General features: G+C 68.0%; 18 protein-coding genes, 2 tRNA genes and 1 other RNA gene. 14 read left to right on the top strand and 7 right to left on the bottom strand.

Going from position 1 to position 15,128, the window contains the following annotated elements; translation table 11 throughout:
• Nucleotides 1-116: 116 nt before the first annotated feature.
• On the bottom strand, nt 117-734 hold the full coding sequence (locus V6M45_RS09105; RefSeq protein WP_332655673.1) for a hypothetical protein: 618 nt from the start codon (nt 732-734) through the stop codon (nt 117-119).
• A 159-nt stretch (nt 735-893) separates the two neighbouring features.
• Between V6M45_RS09105 and V6M45_RS09100 the strand changes: the two genes are divergently transcribed.
• Entirely contained in the window at nt 894-1,196 is a 303-nt protein-coding gene (locus V6M45_RS09100) for a hypothetical protein (protein ID WP_332655672.1), read from the top strand.
• A 5-nt stretch (nt 1,197-1,201) separates the two neighbouring features.
• On the opposite strand, the gene V6M45_RS09095 is transcribed toward V6M45_RS09100, so the two are convergent.
• Nucleotides 1,202-2,917, bottom strand: coding sequence for a site-specific integrase (locus V6M45_RS09095; RefSeq protein WP_332655670.1), 1,716 nt, complete (start codon nt 2,915-2,917; stop codon nt 1,202-1,204).
• Between the two features lie 82 nt (nt 2,918-2,999).
• Nucleotides 3,000-3,073, bottom strand: a tRNA-Gln gene (locus tag V6M45_RS09090).
• A gap of 156 nt (nt 3,074-3,229) precedes the next feature.
• On the opposite strand from V6M45_RS09090, the gene V6M45_RS09085 reads away from it, so the two are divergent.
• Nucleotides 3,230-3,306 (top strand) — tRNA-Pro (locus V6M45_RS09085).
• 68 nt (nt 3,307-3,374) lie between these two features.
• On the opposite strand, the gene ilvC is transcribed toward V6M45_RS09085, so the two are convergent.
• On the bottom strand, nt 3,375-4,391 hold the full coding sequence (ilvC, locus tag V6M45_RS09080; protein WP_332655668.1) for a ketol-acid reductoisomerase: 1,017 nt from the start codon (nt 4,389-4,391) through the stop codon (nt 3,375-3,377).
• Between ilvC and V6M45_RS09075 the strand changes: the two genes are divergently transcribed.
• The 6 genes from V6M45_RS09075 (at nt 4,390) to V6M45_RS09050 (ending at nt 7,840) form a co-directional block, all read left to right on the top strand.
• Nucleotides 4,390-4,938, top strand: a complete 549-nt coding sequence (locus V6M45_RS09075; protein WP_332655666.1) for a DUF924 family protein — start codon at nt 4,390-4,392, stop codon at nt 4,936-4,938. The genes ilvC and V6M45_RS09075 overlap by 2 nt on opposite strands.
• 458 nt (nt 4,939-5,396) lie before the next feature.
• A complete protein-coding gene (locus V6M45_RS09070; RefSeq protein ID WP_332655664.1) occupies nt 5,397-6,254 on the top strand; it encodes a thymidylate synthase in 858 nt (285 codons plus the stop codon).
• A 42-nt stretch (nt 6,255-6,296) separates the two neighbouring features.
• On the top strand, nt 6,297-6,596 hold the full coding sequence (locus tag V6M45_RS09065; protein ID WP_332655661.1) for a phosphoribosyl-ATP pyrophosphohydrolase: 300 nt from the start codon (nt 6,297-6,299) through the stop codon (nt 6,594-6,596).
• The gene (locus tag V6M45_RS09060) at nt 6,593-6,997 is read left to right on the top strand and encodes a hypothetical protein (protein WP_332655659.1); all 405 of its coding nucleotides are present in this window, start codon (nt 6,593-6,595) and stop codon (nt 6,995-6,997) included. The genes V6M45_RS09065 and V6M45_RS09060 overlap by 4 nt, the downstream gene beginning before the upstream one ends.
• Before the next feature lie 4 nt (nt 6,998-7,001).
• The gene (locus V6M45_RS09055) at nt 7,002-7,517 is read left to right on the top strand and encodes a dihydrofolate reductase (RefSeq protein WP_332655657.1); all 516 of its coding nucleotides are present in this window, start codon (nt 7,002-7,004) and stop codon (nt 7,515-7,517) included.
• Between the two features lie 2 nt (nt 7,518-7,519).
• Nucleotides 7,520-7,840, top strand: a complete 321-nt coding sequence (locus V6M45_RS09050) for a YbjQ family protein (protein WP_332655655.1) — start codon at nt 7,520-7,522, stop codon at nt 7,838-7,840.
• Here V6M45_RS09050 and V6M45_RS09045 read toward each other — a convergent pair.
• From V6M45_RS09045 to V6M45_RS09035, 3 genes are all read right to left on the bottom strand, one after another.
• Nucleotides 7,837-8,898: a hypothetical protein gene (locus tag V6M45_RS09045; protein ID WP_332655653.1), complete on the bottom strand. Its 1,062-nt coding sequence runs from the start codon at nt 8,896-8,898 to the stop codon at nt 7,837-7,839. The genes V6M45_RS09050 and V6M45_RS09045 overlap by 4 nt on opposite strands.
• Nucleotides 8,899-8,975: 77 nt before the next feature.
• Nucleotides 8,976-10,073: an NADH:flavin oxidoreductase gene (locus tag V6M45_RS09040; RefSeq protein WP_332655651.1), complete on the bottom strand. Its 1,098-nt coding sequence runs from the start codon at nt 10,071-10,073 to the stop codon at nt 8,976-8,978.
• 106 nt (nt 10,074-10,179) lie between these two features.
• A complete protein-coding gene (locus V6M45_RS09035) occupies nt 10,180-11,262 on the bottom strand; it encodes an Mrp/NBP35 family ATP-binding protein (RefSeq protein WP_332655649.1) in 1,083 nt (360 codons plus the stop codon).
• A gap of 85 nt (nt 11,263-11,347) precedes the next feature.
• Between V6M45_RS09035 and miaA the strand changes: the two genes are divergently transcribed.
• The 6 genes from miaA (at nt 11,348) to V6M45_RS09005 (ending at nt 15,017) form a co-directional block, all read left to right on the top strand.
• Nucleotides 11,348-12,232 carry a tRNA (adenosine(37)-N6)-dimethylallyltransferase MiaA gene (miaA, locus tag V6M45_RS09030; protein WP_332655647.1) on the top strand — a complete coding sequence of 295 codons (885 nt, stop codon included), beginning with the start codon at nt 11,348-11,350 and terminating at the stop codon, nt 12,230-12,232.
• Nucleotides 12,229-12,765: a hypothetical protein gene (locus V6M45_RS09025; protein ID WP_332655645.1), complete on the top strand. Its 537-nt coding sequence runs from the start codon at nt 12,229-12,231 to the stop codon at nt 12,763-12,765. Before miaA ends, V6M45_RS09025 begins: the two co-directional genes overlap by 4 nt.
• Nucleotides 12,766-12,785: 20 nt before the next feature.
• Nucleotides 12,786-13,148, top strand: a transfer-messenger RNA (tmRNA) gene (gene ssrA, locus V6M45_RS09020).
• An 82-nt stretch (nt 13,149-13,230) separates the two neighbouring features.
• A complete protein-coding gene (locus V6M45_RS09015) occupies nt 13,231-13,719 on the top strand; it encodes an SspB family protein (protein WP_332655643.1) in 489 nt (162 codons plus the stop codon).
• A 60-nt stretch (nt 13,720-13,779) separates the two neighbouring features.
• Complete coding sequence (locus V6M45_RS09010) at nt 13,780-14,538, top strand: C13 family peptidase (protein ID WP_332655641.1); 759 nt, start codon at nt 13,780-13,782, stop codon at nt 14,536-14,538.
• Complete coding sequence (locus tag V6M45_RS09005; protein WP_442880572.1) at nt 14,535-15,017, top strand: GFA family protein; 483 nt, start codon at nt 14,535-14,537, stop codon at nt 15,015-15,017. The genes V6M45_RS09010 and V6M45_RS09005 overlap by 4 nt, the downstream gene beginning before the upstream one ends.
• The last annotated feature ends 111 nt before the right edge of the window (nt 15,018-15,128 follow it).

Genomic DNA, 15,128 nt, shown 5'->3' with positions numbered 1-15,128 from the left:
CCTTGAGCGGACCGGAATCCGCTCACGGGCCTTCGTCGGAACGAAGGGTCTTGGCCAAGACAGGGAGAACTTACCCCGTGAACGCGGGGTTGGGGGGATTGCAGAGGCCGGTCTCTCTATCGGCCCCGGCGGATATGATCCGTGATACTTTGAATGGGGTCGTCCCCGACATTGGCGGCGAGGCCATCACGCTCACGCTGTGACTCGTGCATCCGATGGAGGACGCGTCGCAGTAACGCGACGCCCTCAGCCGATAGCTTGACCGGCTTGTTGCGCTCATCGGGAAGCGTTTCAGGGTCGATGGGTTCGAAGAACACGGCCAGCGCGTTGTGGAGCGTGTGCCCAAGGTCTTTCGGAAGGCGTGCATCGGCCATGAGCGTCTTGCGCTGTGCTAATTCGCCCTGGCCAGTCCGGTTTAGATAGTGACCTTGCGCGACGCGGGCGAAGACCAATGCCTGTTTGAGGGTGGCGTTGGAGGGAAGCTCTTCGGCGAATGCAGACAGAATGTCGTGAACTCGGTTCGCTTGAGCAAGCGGGCGAGCCCGCTGAGCGAGGGTTTCGAAGGTGACGTCGTCGCCCTTGTCGAGTGGCACTAGCGCGACCATCACGCGGCTTAGCCCGTCGTCGCTGTGTAGATAATCGAGGATGTCATTCTTCAACTCGACAGGTGCATGTTCGTCCGCCGCAACCTCAAACAGATAGGTCAATTTCGTGAGGTGCTGGCTGGCGGGCATGCTGCATGGTGTGTCACCCAACTATCGAGTCAAGGGCGCAGGGCGGCTTGCGAGTTCGGGTTGACGGCCGTCCTGGCCATCGCCGACATAAGGACAGGCTTATGGGTTTGTTGACCCTCCGCTGGCGCGGCGTATCTTTGGGCCGAAGGAGACCAAGCCATGCCGCCAGTCTACGTAGCCCGCCTCTACCGGAACGAAGAGACCAACTTCATCGACAGCATGGCAATCCTCGAAGCTGACGAGGAAGCTGCTGCCAATCAGGCGAAGATCGTCCTGGATGCGCGCTTCCGTGGGGAACGCGAGGCCCGCCTGAAGCCGACGCTTGTCGATCTCTGCGAAGCCTTGCCGAACAATCGTTATCGCGTTCTGCGGCGGTTCTATCTCATGCCCGACAATACATTTCACGAGCGACCCGTGCATCAAGCAGACACGGGCAGGGCGGCGCGCGTCGAGCAATACTAAGGCCCCTAGCGAGCCAGCCTGAAGGTCGGATAGTCGATCAGGTCTATCGTCTCCTTCAACTTCTTGATGTCGGCTCCCTCGCCATATCTGTCGTTGATCTCGTCGAACTCTCCCTCTTCATGCCCCACCAGAAGGCGAGCCAAGACGGGGTTCGCCTTGGGATGGCGCAGCGCGCGGATCGCCGTGTGCCGGAACGAATGGAAGGGCTTCTTCTTCGCGTCCATCCCCTCGCCTTTGACCGTGGCGTTTGCCTTGCAGAACAGGCCCCACCACTTTGAAAAATTGACCGTCCGACGCTGTCCGCGCGGTGTCATAGAAGGGACGAGGTCAGGGAAGAGGTAGCCGTCGCTCTTTTGCCTCTTCACGTAGTCGAGGAAGCCCAAGTCGATCAGGCGGTCATGCAGAGGCACGATGCGGCGGCTCTGCTCGTTCTTGAGCGAGCGATCACGCTCGTCGTTCTCCTCATCAGCACGGTCGAGGAGGTCTATGACCCAGATGCCTTCGATCTGGCGTATCTCGTTCACGAGGGTTGAGCCGATCTCTTCCATGCGCGCGCCAGTATAGAGGGCGACGATCGGCATCCAGAATTTGGCGTCGCGAACCACCTGCTCCCCCGGCGTATCGCGATAGCCATCGTTCACGCGGCCGGAGAAACCGGTGAAGGCGGGCTTGCTGAAAATCTCAGCGATGTCGGCGGCGTCAAAGGCGACACGGGCTTTACGCTTGCGCGGCGGTTTGGCCATCGTGTCTTCGGCCGGATTAATGTCGATCCAGCGGTTCTTGTGCGCGTAAGCGAACATCCCCTTGATCGTGTTGAGCCACTTCCAAATGGTTGCTTGGTCGAGGCGGGGTGTTGCCGCACCTTCCCCCTCACCCCAGGCGATGATGTCGCTGAACGATCGGGCCAGGACGGCTGGGTTCTTCGTATTGGGGAAGCGAAGTGCTTCGACGCGGAACCGCGCCAAATCGTGGGGCTCGATCTGGCCGATGGCCTTCGCTACGAGGAATTCGTCGAGGCGTTGGACGTAGCCCCGGTTGCGCCCCTCCAGCTTGATCGAGGCGACGGGGGACCAGCGGTCATAGAGTTCAAGGGGGGTAAGTCGCGATTCGTCGCGCACCGGCATGGATTCCGAGGGCGTCGCCGCCGCGACCAGGGGCGCGTCGCGTTCTTCCGGCCAACCATTGAAGTCGTCGCGTTGGAAGCGATCCCGGAACCCTTCGACGTCGCTCCATGCTTGCCGGAACCACTCGCGGACGTTGGCGCGCTGGATCACCGGGTGATCGACCGGGATAGAGAGGACCTCGGCCAACCGGGCATCAAAGTCAGTGATCTGGCCGATGGTCGAGTGATGCTGGAGGGCGTAGCGGACGGACGACGCCGCGACCGGGTCATGGGGCGTGGAGGTTCCATTGAAGGCGTCGAGGTAGGCGTCATCAATGGCATAATGACGCCATTGTCGGATGGCTTCGAAAGTCTGCGGGATTGTCAGCCGGGCCACGGCGGGTGGTGCGGCTGGGACAGGCGCAGCGGCAGGTTTCCGCATGTCCTTGATGCGCTGCTTGATGTCCGCGATCTTGGGCGCACCCAGGCGGATTGCCTCGTTTTCGTCCGTGGTGCTGAGGCTGACGATCTCTTCGCGCTTGCCCCATCGGACCTGCAAGTCGGCGGGAATTGCGACCCGCACACGCCAGATTCCATCCCTTTTGTGGAGGCCCTTCATAACCCGCATTTTGTATCACCGTTTTGTATCAGGGATACGGTCAAACCCCGTAGGGGCGGGCTTTATTGAATAGGAGGGCGGATGGCTGGGGAACTAGGACTCGAACCTAGAATGACGGTACCAAAAACCGGAGTGTTACCATTACACCATTCCCCAGCAGGTCCGGCGTTTCCGGGGCGGAAGCGCCGGAAGGCGTGCGAGATACGACAAGGCCGCGGGGGATGCAAGACGCGGATTCCAGACTATTTCGCAGCGGGCCATTTCCCGGCTTGCGGGGGGCAAACCCCCTCGCTATAAGCCCCCTCCTCAAGTCGGAGTGTGGCTCAGCCTGGTAGAGCACTGCGTTCGGGACGCAGGGGTCGGAGGTTCGAATCCTCTCACTCCGACCATTCTTCCAAGGGGTTCCCGAAGCCCCTGGAAACAAGCGAATGAGCGCCTGTCGGGCGCTCTTTTCGTTTCAGCCCTTCGCTTTTGACGCCACCACGCCGAGATGGCGCCCGACATCCTCTATGGGGCGTTGGCCCAGAGCCTTGCGGCGGGCCAGAAGGTCGGGGGAGCCGGCGTCGTAGTCGGCCATCAGAGTCCTCACGAACGCGCCGGAGCGGACTTCCTCGAGGACCTGGTCCATGGCGGCCTTCGAGGCCTCGCCGATGACGCGGGGACCGGTCAGATAGGCCCCGTATTCGGCGGTGTTGGAGATGCGGGCGAAGGCGCCGGCGATGCCCATGGAGAACATCAGGTCGGTGACCAGCTTGACCTCATAGAAGCACTCGAACCAGGCCACCTCGGGCGGATAGCCGGCCTCGACGAGCTTGGTGAAGGCCGCGTCGATCAGCTGGCCGACCCCGCCGCACAGCACCACCTGCTCGCCGAACAGGTCGCTTTCGCATTCGGCGGCGAAGGTGGTCTCGAGGATGCCCTTGCGGCCGCAGCCGAGCGCGGCGGCGTAGGACAGGCCCAGGGCGTGGGCGCCGCCGCTGGCGTCCTGATGCACGCCGAACAGGGCGAAGACCCCCTCCCCTTCGACATAGAGGTCGCGGATGCGCGGGCCGATGCCCTTGGGCGAGGCGAGGATGACGTCGAGGTCGGGGCGCGGCTGGACGAGGCCGAAGCGGACCGACAGGCCGTGGGCGAAGATCAGGGCGGCGCCGGGCCGGATGGCCGGCTCCAGCTCGTCGCGCCAGAGGTCGCGGTGGGCCTCGTCCGAGACCATGACGGCGACGACGTCGGCCGAGGCAGCGGCCTCGCCGGCGGTCAGGACCGGGAAGCCGTCGGCTTCCGCCTTCGCGCGGGTGGCGGAGGTCGCCTTGAGGCCGATGACGATGTCGGCGACGCCGGAGTCCCGCAGGTTCAGGGCGTGGGTGCGGCCCTGGCTGCCGTAGCCGATGACGGCGACGCGCTTGCCGCGGATGATCGACAGATCGCAGTCGCGGTCATGGAAGACGGGGAGCGGGGCGCCTAGGTTATCGGTCATGAGCACAGACATAACGCCTTCCGCCGTCGTCGCCTTCTGGAAAGAGGCGGGCCCGAAAAAGTGGTTCGCCAAGGATGAGGCCTTCGACGTGGACTTCCGGCATCGGTTCGAGGCGGCCCATTTCGCGGCGGCGCGACGCGAGCTGGACGGCTGGGCGGACAGTCCGGAGGGGGTGCTGGCCTTGCTGATCCTGCTGGACCAGTTTCCGAGGAACGCCTTCCGCGGCACGGGGCACGCCTTCGCCACTGATCCGCTGGCGCGGATGTTCGCGGTGAAGGCGCTGGACGCCGGCTTCGACCGGGCGGTGGAGAACGACCTGCGGCGCTTCTTCTACCTGCCGCTGCAGCATGCCGAGGATCAGGCCCTGCAGGACCGTCAGCTGGCCCTGTTCCAGACCATGGAGCGGTCGGCCGACGACCGCTGGGCCGAGCATCATCACGCCGTCATCGAACGCTTCGGCCGCTTCCCCCACCGCAACCGGGCGCTCGGCCGGGACACGACGGCGGAGGAGCGGGCGTTCCTGGATGAGGACGGGTTCCGGGGGTAATTTTACCCGGGTCAAATCCTGAAACACCGTCCGAATCGTCCAGACCGTCCGGTTGAGGCGGCAGTCGAAGTTCAATTGTCAAAGATCCGAACGTGAGCCGCTCATGATACGGCCGCCGCTTCCTCAGGCGGGTTCATGACGCTGGCGCGGAAAGGATGAGGAAGGAAAACAGCGGGTTGGTCGCCGAGATTACGGGGGCTGGGCGGGGATTTGCAGCGCAGCAAATTGGCCGGTGGAAGTTCTTCTCCCCGTGCGGCTGAAGGTGGCCGAGCGGAGCGAGGTCGGATGAGGGGTCTCTCCGGCGGGCGGTGCGACCCCTCACCCGATCGCACAAGAACGACGGCTGCGCCGCCGTGTGCGGTCTCCCTCTCCCGCAAGGGGAGAGGGTCCCCGGGGTTTCTGTGGGCAAGCGAATCAGGTGGCTGCCGCCGGGCTCGAATCAGCGGCATCCTGTTTCCATGAACGCCGTCGCCACCCTCGCCGATCTGCAGGCCCGCACCGGCTCGGTCGCGGCCGACCATCCGGAATGGCAGTATCTGAACCTGCTGCGCGACATCCTCGACAACGGCGCGCGGCGCGATGACCGGACCGGCACCGGGACGCTGGGGGTGTTCGGGCGGCAGATGCGCTTCGACCTGTCGAAGGGCTTTCCGGTTCTGACGACCAAGAAGCTGCATCTGCGCTCGATCATCGTCGAGCTGCTGTGGTTCCTGCGCGGCGAGACCAATATCGGCTGGCTGAAGGACAACGGCGTCAGCATCTGGAACGAATGGGCCGACGCCGAGGGCGAGCTGGGGCCGGTCTATGGCAAGCAGTGGCGCTCGTGGGCGGCGCCGGACGGGCGGGTCATCGACCAGATCGAGAAGGTCGTCGAGGGTCTGAAGACCAATCCCAACGGGCGCCGGCACATCGTCAGCGCCTGGAACCCGGCCGACGTCGACGACATGGCCCTGCCGCCCTGCCACTGCCTGTTCCAGTTCTTCGTCGCCGACGGCAAGCTGAGCTGCCAGCTGTACCAGCGGTCGGCGGACGTGTTCCTCGGGGTGCCGTTCAACATCGCGTCCTATGCGCTGCTGACCATGATGGTGGCGCAGGTCGTGGGGCTGGAGCCCGGCGAGTTCGTGCACACCTTCGGCGACGCTCACCTGTATCTGAACCATGTCGAGCAGGCGGAGACCCAGCTGGCGCGCGAGCCGCTGCCGCTGCCGGTGATGACCATCGCGCCGAAGGACGACCTGTTCGCCTACCGGCTGGAGGACTTCGTGCTGGAAGGCTACGCGCCGTGGCCGCACATCAAGGCGCCGGTGGCGGTTTGAAGGACGGGACAAGTCCGCCGCCCAGGCTGTAGGACAGCGGCCATGAACCTCTCCGACCTGCAGGCCGACGTCCTGCGTATCTCCGACATCTACGCCGCCGAGCATGACATCGAGCGGTCCGGCGACTGGGCCCTGCTGAAGGTGCAGGAGGAGCTGGGCGAGCTGACGGCCGAGCATCTGAGGATGAGCGGGCGGGCGCGCGGCGCGGCCGACGCCGGCAAGCTGGGCGACGAGGCGGCGGATGTGCTGGGTATGCTGCTGATCTATTGCGACCGGGCGGGGATCGATATCGAACAGGCCATGCAGCGGAAATGGCTGCACTGGCTGGAGAAGACCGCATGATCCTGACCGCAATCGCCGCCCTGGTGCTGCAGACGCCGGCCGATCTACCGGCGGCGATCCCGGCGCTGCGCGACTGGTGCGCTCGACCCGGAAGCGGATCGGGGAGCTGGGCGACAGGAGACGGCCACAGCCTCCAGGTCCGCCGCGGTCCATCGGGTTGCGGGCTGTTCGTCCAGCCCGTACGCGGCGACGAAGGCGCACTGGTGCGGGCCGTGGAGGAGGCATTGGCTCCGGCGGCGCAGGGCTGGTATCCCGTGCGTCGTCGCGAGCTCGTCGTCAACGAATCCGGGCCGATGCGTTGGTCCGAGTACGAACATCGGATTGCGGGGTCGCTTCTTCTGATCGAACCGGCTGAGGGTCAGGTCGGGACTGTGACCCTCGAAATTCACGGCGGAGACTGAGGCCGTGTCCCTGCCCCACATCGCCCTCGTCGTCGCCCGGGCCCGCAATGGAGTGATCGGGCGGGACGGCGACCTGCCGTGGCGGCTGCGCAGCGATCTGCAGCGGTTCAAGGCGGTGACGATCGGCAAGCCGTGCATCATGGGCCGCAAGACCTGGGAGAGCCTGCCGCTGAAGCCGCTGCCGGGGCGGCTGAACCTGGTGCTGTCGCGCGACGAATCGTTCGAGGCCCGAGGGGCGGTGATCTGTACGACGCTGGACGAGGCGATCGAGATCGCGCGCGAGACGGCGATGGACGACGGCGTCGACGAGGTCTGCGTCATCGGCGGGACGGCGCTGTTCGCGGCGGCCCTGCCGCGGGCGAAACGGCTGTATCTGACCGAGGTCGAGGCCGAGCCGGAGGGGGACGCGCTGTTCCCGGCGTTCGACGAGGGGGCGTGGAAAGAGGTATCGTCGGAGGCCCATCCGGCGGGCGAGAAGGACGACCACGGGTTCGTCTTCCGGGTGCTCGAAAGGAAATGACCATGCTGATCGTGACCACCAATGACGCGCCCGGCTATCGGGTGGTGAAGACCCTGGGGCTGGTGCGGGGCATCACCGTGCGCTCGCGCAACGCCCTCAGCGACATGGTCGGCGGGCTGCAGTCGATGCTGGGCGGCCGGGTCGGCGCCTATGTAAAGCTGGCCGAGGCGTCGCGGGCCGAGGCGCTGCAGGAACTGGTCGACCACGCGCAGGCCATGGGCGCCAACGCGGTGATCGGCATGCGCTATGAGGCCAATGAGATCATGGAAGGCGTCACCGAGGTGCTGGCCTATGGCACGGCGGTGGTGGTGGAGGCGGACTAGACCCCGCCGCCGCCCGGCCCGCAGAGTTCCGCGATCAGCGCATCCCGCCGGATCAGCTGTTCGAGGGGCCGCTCCAGGTCGTGGAGTTCGCCCGCCAGCCACTCGCCGTCGGGGCCCAGGCGATGGAAGGCGTGGTGATTGATGCCCTCATCCCAGGCGCCGTTCGGGCCGGCCAGGGCCCGGTGCAGATCGAGCAGGGATTCGGGCGCCGGCAGGAAGCGCCAGCGGGGCGGCGCGTCGCGGGCGGCGATCTCGTGCGCGACCATGCAGCGTACGATTACAAACCACCAGAACGGCAGCATGCCCTCCACCGTGGCGATCCGGCTTCTCAACTCAGCGATCAGGTCGGCGACGCCGAGGCCGGTCATGCGCAGGGCGACGCCCGTTTCCCGGGGCGCGTCGTTCCAGATCATCGGGTATTGGTCGGTCCAGAACAGTTCGTGCAGCCGCCGACGCCCGGCCGGACCCAGCAGTCCGACGGCGAGGAGAACCCCGCCCATACAGTCTGTCGACGGCGAGGTGTGGTCGCGAACCAGGAAGCGGTCGACGAGGTCGACATCGCCGATCCAGCCGGCCAGGGCGGGGAGGTGTTCCGGGAAGACGCTGCGGCCCACGCAAGGCTCGACAGCGGCGCGGACCTCGTCCTCCAGTCCCGCTGGCGACAGGTGAACCAGGCCGTCTATGGCGGCCGGCGCCATCTCCCAGTCCCTCTCAGGGGCCTCATGATCCCACTCTCTCTCCCGGGCGTAGTGAAACAGCATGGACCGGGCGTGCTCCAGGCCGGCCCAGCCGAAGGCCCACAGCAGTTGGGGATCGGCGTCTTTGATGAGGCGACCATCGGCGACAAAGCGCGCGTGCAGGCGCTCCGCCATCACCCGCCCCCCACAGCGTACGACGGCATCCAGCACGTCCCACTGCGGCGCGGCGTCCCCCAACAGCCGCGGCGACAGAGCCTCGGCGTCCGCGGGGCCGCCGCGCGTGGCGACGATCCCGATCAGAGCGGAGCGCTCGACCGGGTGGAGGTCTTCGGTCAGCAGGCGGCGGGTCGAATGAAGCATGATACGCAGCCTAGAGGCTCGGCATCGCCGAACAAGCGCTCGTCAGGTTTCAACCGGCTACGCGAGGCCGGCGCGGCCTAGCTCAGAGTCATCATCGCCGAGCGTTCGAAGTCCTTCAGCTCCTCGAGACGGCCGTCGCGGATCTTCTCGACCCAGTGCGGGTCGGCCAGCAGGGCGCGGCCGACGGCGACGAGGTCGAATTCGTCGGCCTCCAGCCGTTGGATCAGGCCGTCCAGCGAGGCGGGTTTGGAGCCGGCGCCGCCGAAGGCCGCGATGAACTCGCCGTCGAGACCGACCGAGCCGACGGTGATGGTCGGCAGGCCGGTGACCTTCTTCGTCCAGCCGGCGAAATTGAGGTCCGAACCCTCGAACTCGGGCTCCCAGAAGCGGCGCTGCGAGCAGTGGAAGACGTCGACCCCGGCCTCGACCAAGGGGGCGAGCCACTGTTCCAGCTCGGCGGGATCGTGGGCGTTCTTCGCCGCGAAATCGTGCGACTTCCACTGCGACAGGCGCAGGATCAGGGCCATGTCCGGGCCGACGCCCTCGCGCACGGCCTTGACCACCTCGGCCCCGAAGCGTGCGCGGTCGGCGATGGTCCCGCCGCCCCATTTGTCGGCGCGGTCGTTGAGGCCGGACCAGAAGAACTGGTCGATCAGATAGCCGTGGGCCCCGTGGATCTCGACGGCGTCGAAGCCGAGCTCGCGGGTGGCGCGGGCCGAGCGGCCGAAGGCGGCGATGGTGTCGGCGATGTCCTCGTCGGTCATCGGCTCCAGTTTGCGCTTGCCCGGGCTGGTCATGCCGGACGGGCTGTCGACCTTGCCGAGCGGGGTCCAGTCCTCGCCCTGCCCTCGGGCCGAGCCGACGTGCCAGAGCTGGGGCGCGATCAGGCCGCCGGCGGCGTGGACCTCTTCCACCACCTTCTTCCATTCCGGCAGGGCTGCGCCGTGGAAGACCGGCACCTTCGGGTCGTTGCGCGCGGCGGGGCGTTCGACGACCGTGCCCTCGGTGACGATCAGCCCGACCCCGCCCTCGGCGCGACGGCGATAATAGCCGGCGACGTCGCTGGTCGGGATTCCACCCGGGGAGAAGGACCGGGTCATGGGGGCCATGACGATGCGGTTGGGCATCTTCAGGGACTTGACCTGGAACGGGCGGAACAGGGCGTCGACGGACATGGGCGGCTCGCGAAAAACGACTGGAACCGACGATGTGGCGATTAGGGTTTTGATTTGAAACCCTTGAGGGCGGCTTTTTCGCGATCCGCGCGGGGCGGGTGTCGGGCTAGACGCCCAGGACGTCGGCGAGCCGGGCGGCGATCAAGGCGAAGCGCTGTGCGACCGGGCCGTCCGGCTCGGCGCTGACCAGGGGGCGGCCGGCGTCGCCCGCCTGACGCAGGGCGGCGTCCAGCGGCAGATCGCCGAGATAGGGGACGCCGAGACGACCGGCCTCGGCCTCGGCCCCGCCGCGGCCGAAGACGTCGCCGGACATGTTCTCGATCAGGCCGAGAGTCGGGACCCTGACCTTCTGGAACAGGGTGTGGGCGCGGCGGGCGTCGGCCAGGGCCACCTCCTGCGGGGTCGAGACGATGACCGCGCCGTCAAGCGGGGTCTTCTGGATCAGGGTCAGCTGGACGTCGCCGGTGCCCGGCGGCAGGTCGACGACGAGGACGTCGAGCGGCTGTTCCTCCGTGCCCCAGCGGGTCTGGGTCAGCATCTGGGTCAGGGCCTGGGAGGCCATCGGGCCGCGCCAGACCATGGCGTCGTTGGCGCCGGTCAGCAGGCCGACGGACATGACCTTGAGGCCGTGGGCCTGGTGCGGCTCCATCCTGTCGTCGCGGTATTCCGGCTTGCCGGAGACGCCGAGCATGGTCGGCAGCGAGGGGCCATAGACGTCGGCGTCCAGCAGGCCGACCGACAGGCCGCGGGCCGCGAGGGCGGCGGCGAGGTTGACCGCGACGGTGGACTTGCCGACCCCGCCCTTGCCGCTGGCGACGGCGAGGACGCGGCGGACGTGGGCCGGGCGGTCGGTGGGCACGGGGGCCTTGGCCCGCGTCTGTTCGACGGCCTGGGGCGAGAGGGAGGCGGTGCGGGCCGGCCGGGTCGCGGGGGCGGTCTCGGCGGTCAGGACGACGGAGACGCGGGCCATGCCGGGGATGGCCTTCAGCGCGGCCTCGGCGGCGTCGCGGACAGGGGCGTAGAGGGCGGTGTCGCGGGGCGCGACCTCCATGACGAAGCCGGCGCGGAGGCCCTCGGGGGTGGGGGCCACGGTCAGACCCTGGGCGAGCCCGGCGGCGACCAGCCCCTGCCCGCTCTTCGGGTCGCGGATGGCGTCGAGGGCGGCGATGACGGCGGCTTTGTCAGGCAAGGCGGACTTTCCGGAACGGGCGAGCGGGTTGCGGCGGCGGGGCCCGCGTTCTATCGCCGAACAGCCCTGCCCCGCGAGCCCGTAATTGACCGCACCCCTGATCAGCACGCCGGTGACCCTGCTGGCCGGCCCGACCGCCTCGGGCAAGTCGCGGCTGGCGCTGGAGCTGGCGGAGCGGACCGGGGCAGTGATCATCAACGCCGACAGCCAGCAGCTGTACGCCGACCTGCGGGTGCTGAGCGCGCGGCCGTCGGTCGAGGAAGAAGCGCGGGCGGAGCACAGGCTGTACGGCGTGGCCGATGCGGCGGACGCCTGGTCGGTCGGACGCTGGAGCCGGGCGGCAGCACCGGTGCTGGAGGAATTGGCCGCGGCGGGGCGACCGGCGCTGATCGTGGGCGGGACCGGGCTTTATTTCACAGCCTTGACCAAGGGGTTGGCGGATATTCCGGACGTGCCGCTGGAGGTGCGGGAAGCGGCGGGGGCGCTGTATGACACGGGCGGCGAGGCCGCGTTCCGGGCGCGTCTGGGCGGGGTCGATGCGGCGGCGGAAGCGCGGATCGAGGCGGGCGACCGGCAGCGGTTGACCCGGGCCTGGGCGGTGGCGGCGCACACCGGCCGGGCGCTGAGCGACTGGACGGCGGAGACCACTCCGCTGCTGGCGCCGGGGTCGTGGACCGGCTGGGTGATCGAGCCGGACCGGGCGGCGCTGTACGCCAGCTGCGACCTGCGGGTGGCGCGGATGGTCGAGGCCGGGGCGCTGGAGGAGGTGCGGGCGCTGACGGCGCGTGGGCTGGACCCGAACCTGCCGGCGATGAAGGCGGTCGGGGTGCGCGAGTTCGCGGCGCATCTGGCCGGAGAGACGACGCTGGCGGCGGCGGTCGAGGCGACGCGGCAGGCGACGCGCAACTACGCCAAGCGGCAGCTGACGTGGTTCCGGAACCAGACGGCGGACTGGAGACGAACCGGATGATCGTCGTTCAGCACCTGTGGTCGCACTGGACCAAGGCGTCCCGGGCTGCGGCGGCCGGGCGGCCGCGCCTGCCGGACGCCGCGCCCTTGCCGGAGCCGTGGGACGAGGGGGCGGGACGGTGCTGGCTGCATGATCTTCGCCGGCTGGAGCGGGAGGGTTTCGAGACGCGCGAGACGGCCGGCTGGTCGACGCCCGACGACTGGGCCCACGCCGAGCCGATGCACCCGGCCAATATCGTCTGGCGCGAGAGTCCGGATGGCGGCGTCGCACTCTCGGCCACGCGGCCATGGGGATCGATGCTGCGGACGGCCTGGCCGGCCGTCCTCCCCTCCCCCCTGCTGTCGGTCGGGCCGGAACGGGTGGCGCGGATCATCTGGAACGGGCGGTTCATGAGCTCGGCCGGCGGCTCTGACGGCAGTTATTTCTACGCGGAGCACACGGTGCTGGCGGTTTCGACGGCGCGGCCCCGGCCCGAACTGTTCACCGCCGCGACCGACATCCGCACCGTGGACCTGCGGACACGGATCTACTGAGTCCCCGGGGGCCCGCATCAGCCCTTGGAGACCGCGGCCGGAACCCCTATATTGGTCCTGTCCGGGTTCGCCCGGACTATGGCGATAAACGCGCCTGTAATAAGCGGACCGGACCCGGGTGCGATTCCCGGCGGCTCCACCATTCCCTCCCGTGTATCGGCGGGCGGTGCGGGGCCGACTAGCATCGACGGACGTGTAAAGAGGACTGCTTTCGCTCGTCCTGGCCCACCGTATCGGGCCATTTTCTAACTGCGAACGATAACTTCGCTGGAGAAGTCCGCCTCGCCGCGTAATGCGGTTCGGTTGATTTCGAACACTTAAGTCCTGGGGGATCAGTTCCCCAGGCGGGGCCGCCGGGAGCCTGCCAACAGAATCCCGGCACTTTCCCTTCCAGTTTACCGTCTCGCCATCTTCCGCCGGCGTCGCCGCGCGGCTAAACCCTCGACTGCAACGCCGAGGGACCCGATGGCCGACGAGACCCCGCCAGTCGACGAGATGCACTACGAGCAGCTGGCGCAGGACGCCCTGCGCGGCGTCATCCGTTCGGCCCTCGAGCGCGCGGCCCTGCCGGAGGGCATTCCCGGCGCGCACCATTTCTATGTGACGTTCAAGACCCGCGCGCCGGGCGTGAGCGTGCCGCCGGACGTGCTGGCCAAATATCCCGAAGAGATGACGGTGGTGCTGCAGCACCAGTACTGGGATCTGAAGGTCGAGGCCGACCGCTTCTCGGTGATGCTGAAATTCGGCGGCATGCCGAAGGTGCTGTCGATGCCCTATACGGCGGTGACGCGGTTCTACGATCCGTCGGTGCAGTTCCTGCTGCAGTTCGAGTCTCCGGCCATGGCCGAGGAGATCGCGGACGAGGCCCCCGAGGTCGAGGCTTCGGCTCCGCCACCCCCGACCGGTGACGACGGACCCAAGGTCGTGTCTCTGGACCAGTTCCGGAAGAAGTAGGCCCCCTTTCCCCCGCCGCCGCTTGCGCTAACCTCGACCGAGGCTTGGCGAGGGTTTGGCATGGCTCGAGGTTTCCTGCTGCTGATCCTGACGGCGCTGCTCGCGGGCGCCGGGCCGGCGTGCGGGCAGAGCCCGGGCGGCCGCTTCGACGGCTGGGCCGCGGCGGTGATCGCGGCCGACTGGCGCGACGGCGGCGGGCGGCCGATCGCGGCCTTCGACAATGCGCGGCGCGACGTGACCCGGGGCCTGCTGGCGGCGGGGCTGCCGCGCGAGAGCCTGGTCGAGTATTCGTTGCGGCCGGACGCGCCGGATCCGGTCACGGTGGCGGAGGCGCTGGACGGCGTCGCCGAGGCGACCCGCCGGGCGACCCGCGGCTGCCTGCTGTATTTCACCTCGCACGGCTCGCCGGAGGGCATTGTGTTCGGGCCCGACGGGACGGTCACCCCGGCGGCCATGGCCAATCAGGTGCGGCAGTGGTGCGGAACCCGGCCAACGGTGGTGATCGTCTCGGCCTGCTACTCCGGCGTCTTCGTCAATGCGCTGGCCGCCCCGAACCGGATGATCCTGACCGCCGCCAGCCGCGAGCGGACCTCGTTCGGATGCGGGGCGGAGGAGACCTATCCATGGTTCGACGGCTGCGTGATCGAAGCCCTGCCGGACGCGACCGACTTCCTGGCGCTGGCCGCGGGCGCGCGGGCCTGCGTGGCGCGCAAGGAGCAGGCGGCGGGGATCACGGTCCCCTCCGAGCCGCAGCTGTTCGTCGGGGCGGAGATGCAGTTGCGCCTGCCGACGCTCCGCTTTCGGCGGAGCGATCCTTGAGGGGCCGCGATCGTCGGCCCCCCGGGACCTCCCGACCCGACGCGGCCGGGTTAACCGTTGATGCGGACGGCTGGTCGTCCGCCGCCTGCCATTGCGGGACGGTGCGGTTTCGGGTGCGGCTGAGCGAGGGGCTGGCCAGCGCGCGGCGCTGCGACTGTTCGCTGTGCCGGATGCGCGGGGCGGTGGCGGTGACGGCCGGATTGGGCGGAGTCGAGGTGCTGGAAGGAGCGGAGGCGCTGACGGAGTACCGGTTCAACACCGGCGTGGCGCGGCATTTCTTCTGCTCGAAATGCGGAATCTATACGCACCACCAGCGGCGCTCGAATCCGAACGAATACGGGGTCAACGCCGCCTGTCTGGAGGGGGTCAGCCCGTTCCACTTCGCCGAGGTTCTGGTCAACGACGGGGTGAACCACCCCAGCGACGGCGGCGGCGGGGTGGTCGGGGTGCTGCGGTACGAGCGGCTGAAAGGCGACTGAAACTCGACAGGCACATCCGGGGCGAAGAACGCTGCATGGGGTGCAGACGGCGCCAGGGTCGGAGGGTGTGTCCGCTTCCGACCCGTTGCGGACCTTCTGGCGCACTGCAAT

Origin of the sequence: Brevundimonas sp. (genome assembly GCF_036676055.1) — a bacterium.
In the GTDB taxonomy this organism is placed as follows: Bacteria; Pseudomonadota; Alphaproteobacteria; order Caulobacterales; family Caulobacteraceae; genus Brevundimonas.
This window is presented reverse-complemented; position numbering and strand designations above follow the sequence as displayed.

What these genes read in the sequence shown, in the direction of transcription:
- V6M45_RS09105 (WP_332655673.1), bottom strand. Translation starts at nt 734, where the DNA reads ATGCCCGCCAGCCAGCACCTCACGAAATTGACCTATCTGTTTGAGGTT.
- V6M45_RS09100 (WP_332655672.1), top strand. Translation starts at nt 894, where the DNA reads ATGCCGCCAGTCTACGTAGCCCGCCTCTACCGGAACGAAGAGACCAAC.
- V6M45_RS09095 (WP_332655670.1), bottom strand. Translation starts at nt 2,917, where the DNA reads ATGAAGGGCCTCCACAAAAGGGATGGAATCTGGCGTGTGCGGGTCGCA.
- V6M45_RS09075 (WP_332655666.1), top strand. Translation starts at nt 4,390, where the DNA reads ATGAGCACAGACATAACGCCTTCCGCCGTCGTCGCCTTCTGGAAAGAG.
- ilvC (WP_332655668.1), bottom strand. Translation starts at nt 4,391, where the DNA reads ATGACCGATAACCTAGGCGCCCCGCTCCCCGTCTTCCATGACCGCGAC.
- V6M45_RS09070 (WP_332655664.1), top strand. Translation starts at nt 5,397, where the DNA reads ATGAACGCCGTCGCCACCCTCGCCGATCTGCAGGCCCGCACCGGCTCG.
- V6M45_RS09065 (WP_332655661.1), top strand. Translation starts at nt 6,297, where the DNA reads ATGAACCTCTCCGACCTGCAGGCCGACGTCCTGCGTATCTCCGACATC.
- V6M45_RS09060 (WP_332655659.1), top strand. Translation starts at nt 6,593, where the DNA reads ATGATCCTGACCGCAATCGCCGCCCTGGTGCTGCAGACGCCGGCCGAT.
- V6M45_RS09050 (WP_332655655.1), top strand. Translation starts at nt 7,520, where the DNA reads ATGCTGATCGTGACCACCAATGACGCGCCCGGCTATCGGGTGGTGAAG.
- V6M45_RS09045 (WP_332655653.1), bottom strand. Translation starts at nt 8,898, where the DNA reads ATGCTTCATTCGACCCGCCGCCTGCTGACCGAAGACCTCCACCCGGTC.
- V6M45_RS09040 (WP_332655651.1), bottom strand. Translation starts at nt 10,073, where the DNA reads ATGTCCGTCGACGCCCTGTTCCGCCCGTTCCAGGTCAAGTCCCTGAAG.
- V6M45_RS09025 (WP_332655645.1), top strand. Translation starts at nt 12,229, where the DNA reads ATGATCGTCGTTCAGCACCTGTGGTCGCACTGGACCAAGGCGTCCCGG.
- V6M45_RS09015 (WP_332655643.1), top strand. Translation starts at nt 13,231, where the DNA reads ATGGCCGACGAGACCCCGCCAGTCGACGAGATGCACTACGAGCAGCTG.
- V6M45_RS09010 (WP_332655641.1), top strand. Translation starts at nt 13,780, where the DNA reads ATGGCTCGAGGTTTCCTGCTGCTGATCCTGACGGCGCTGCTCGCGGGC.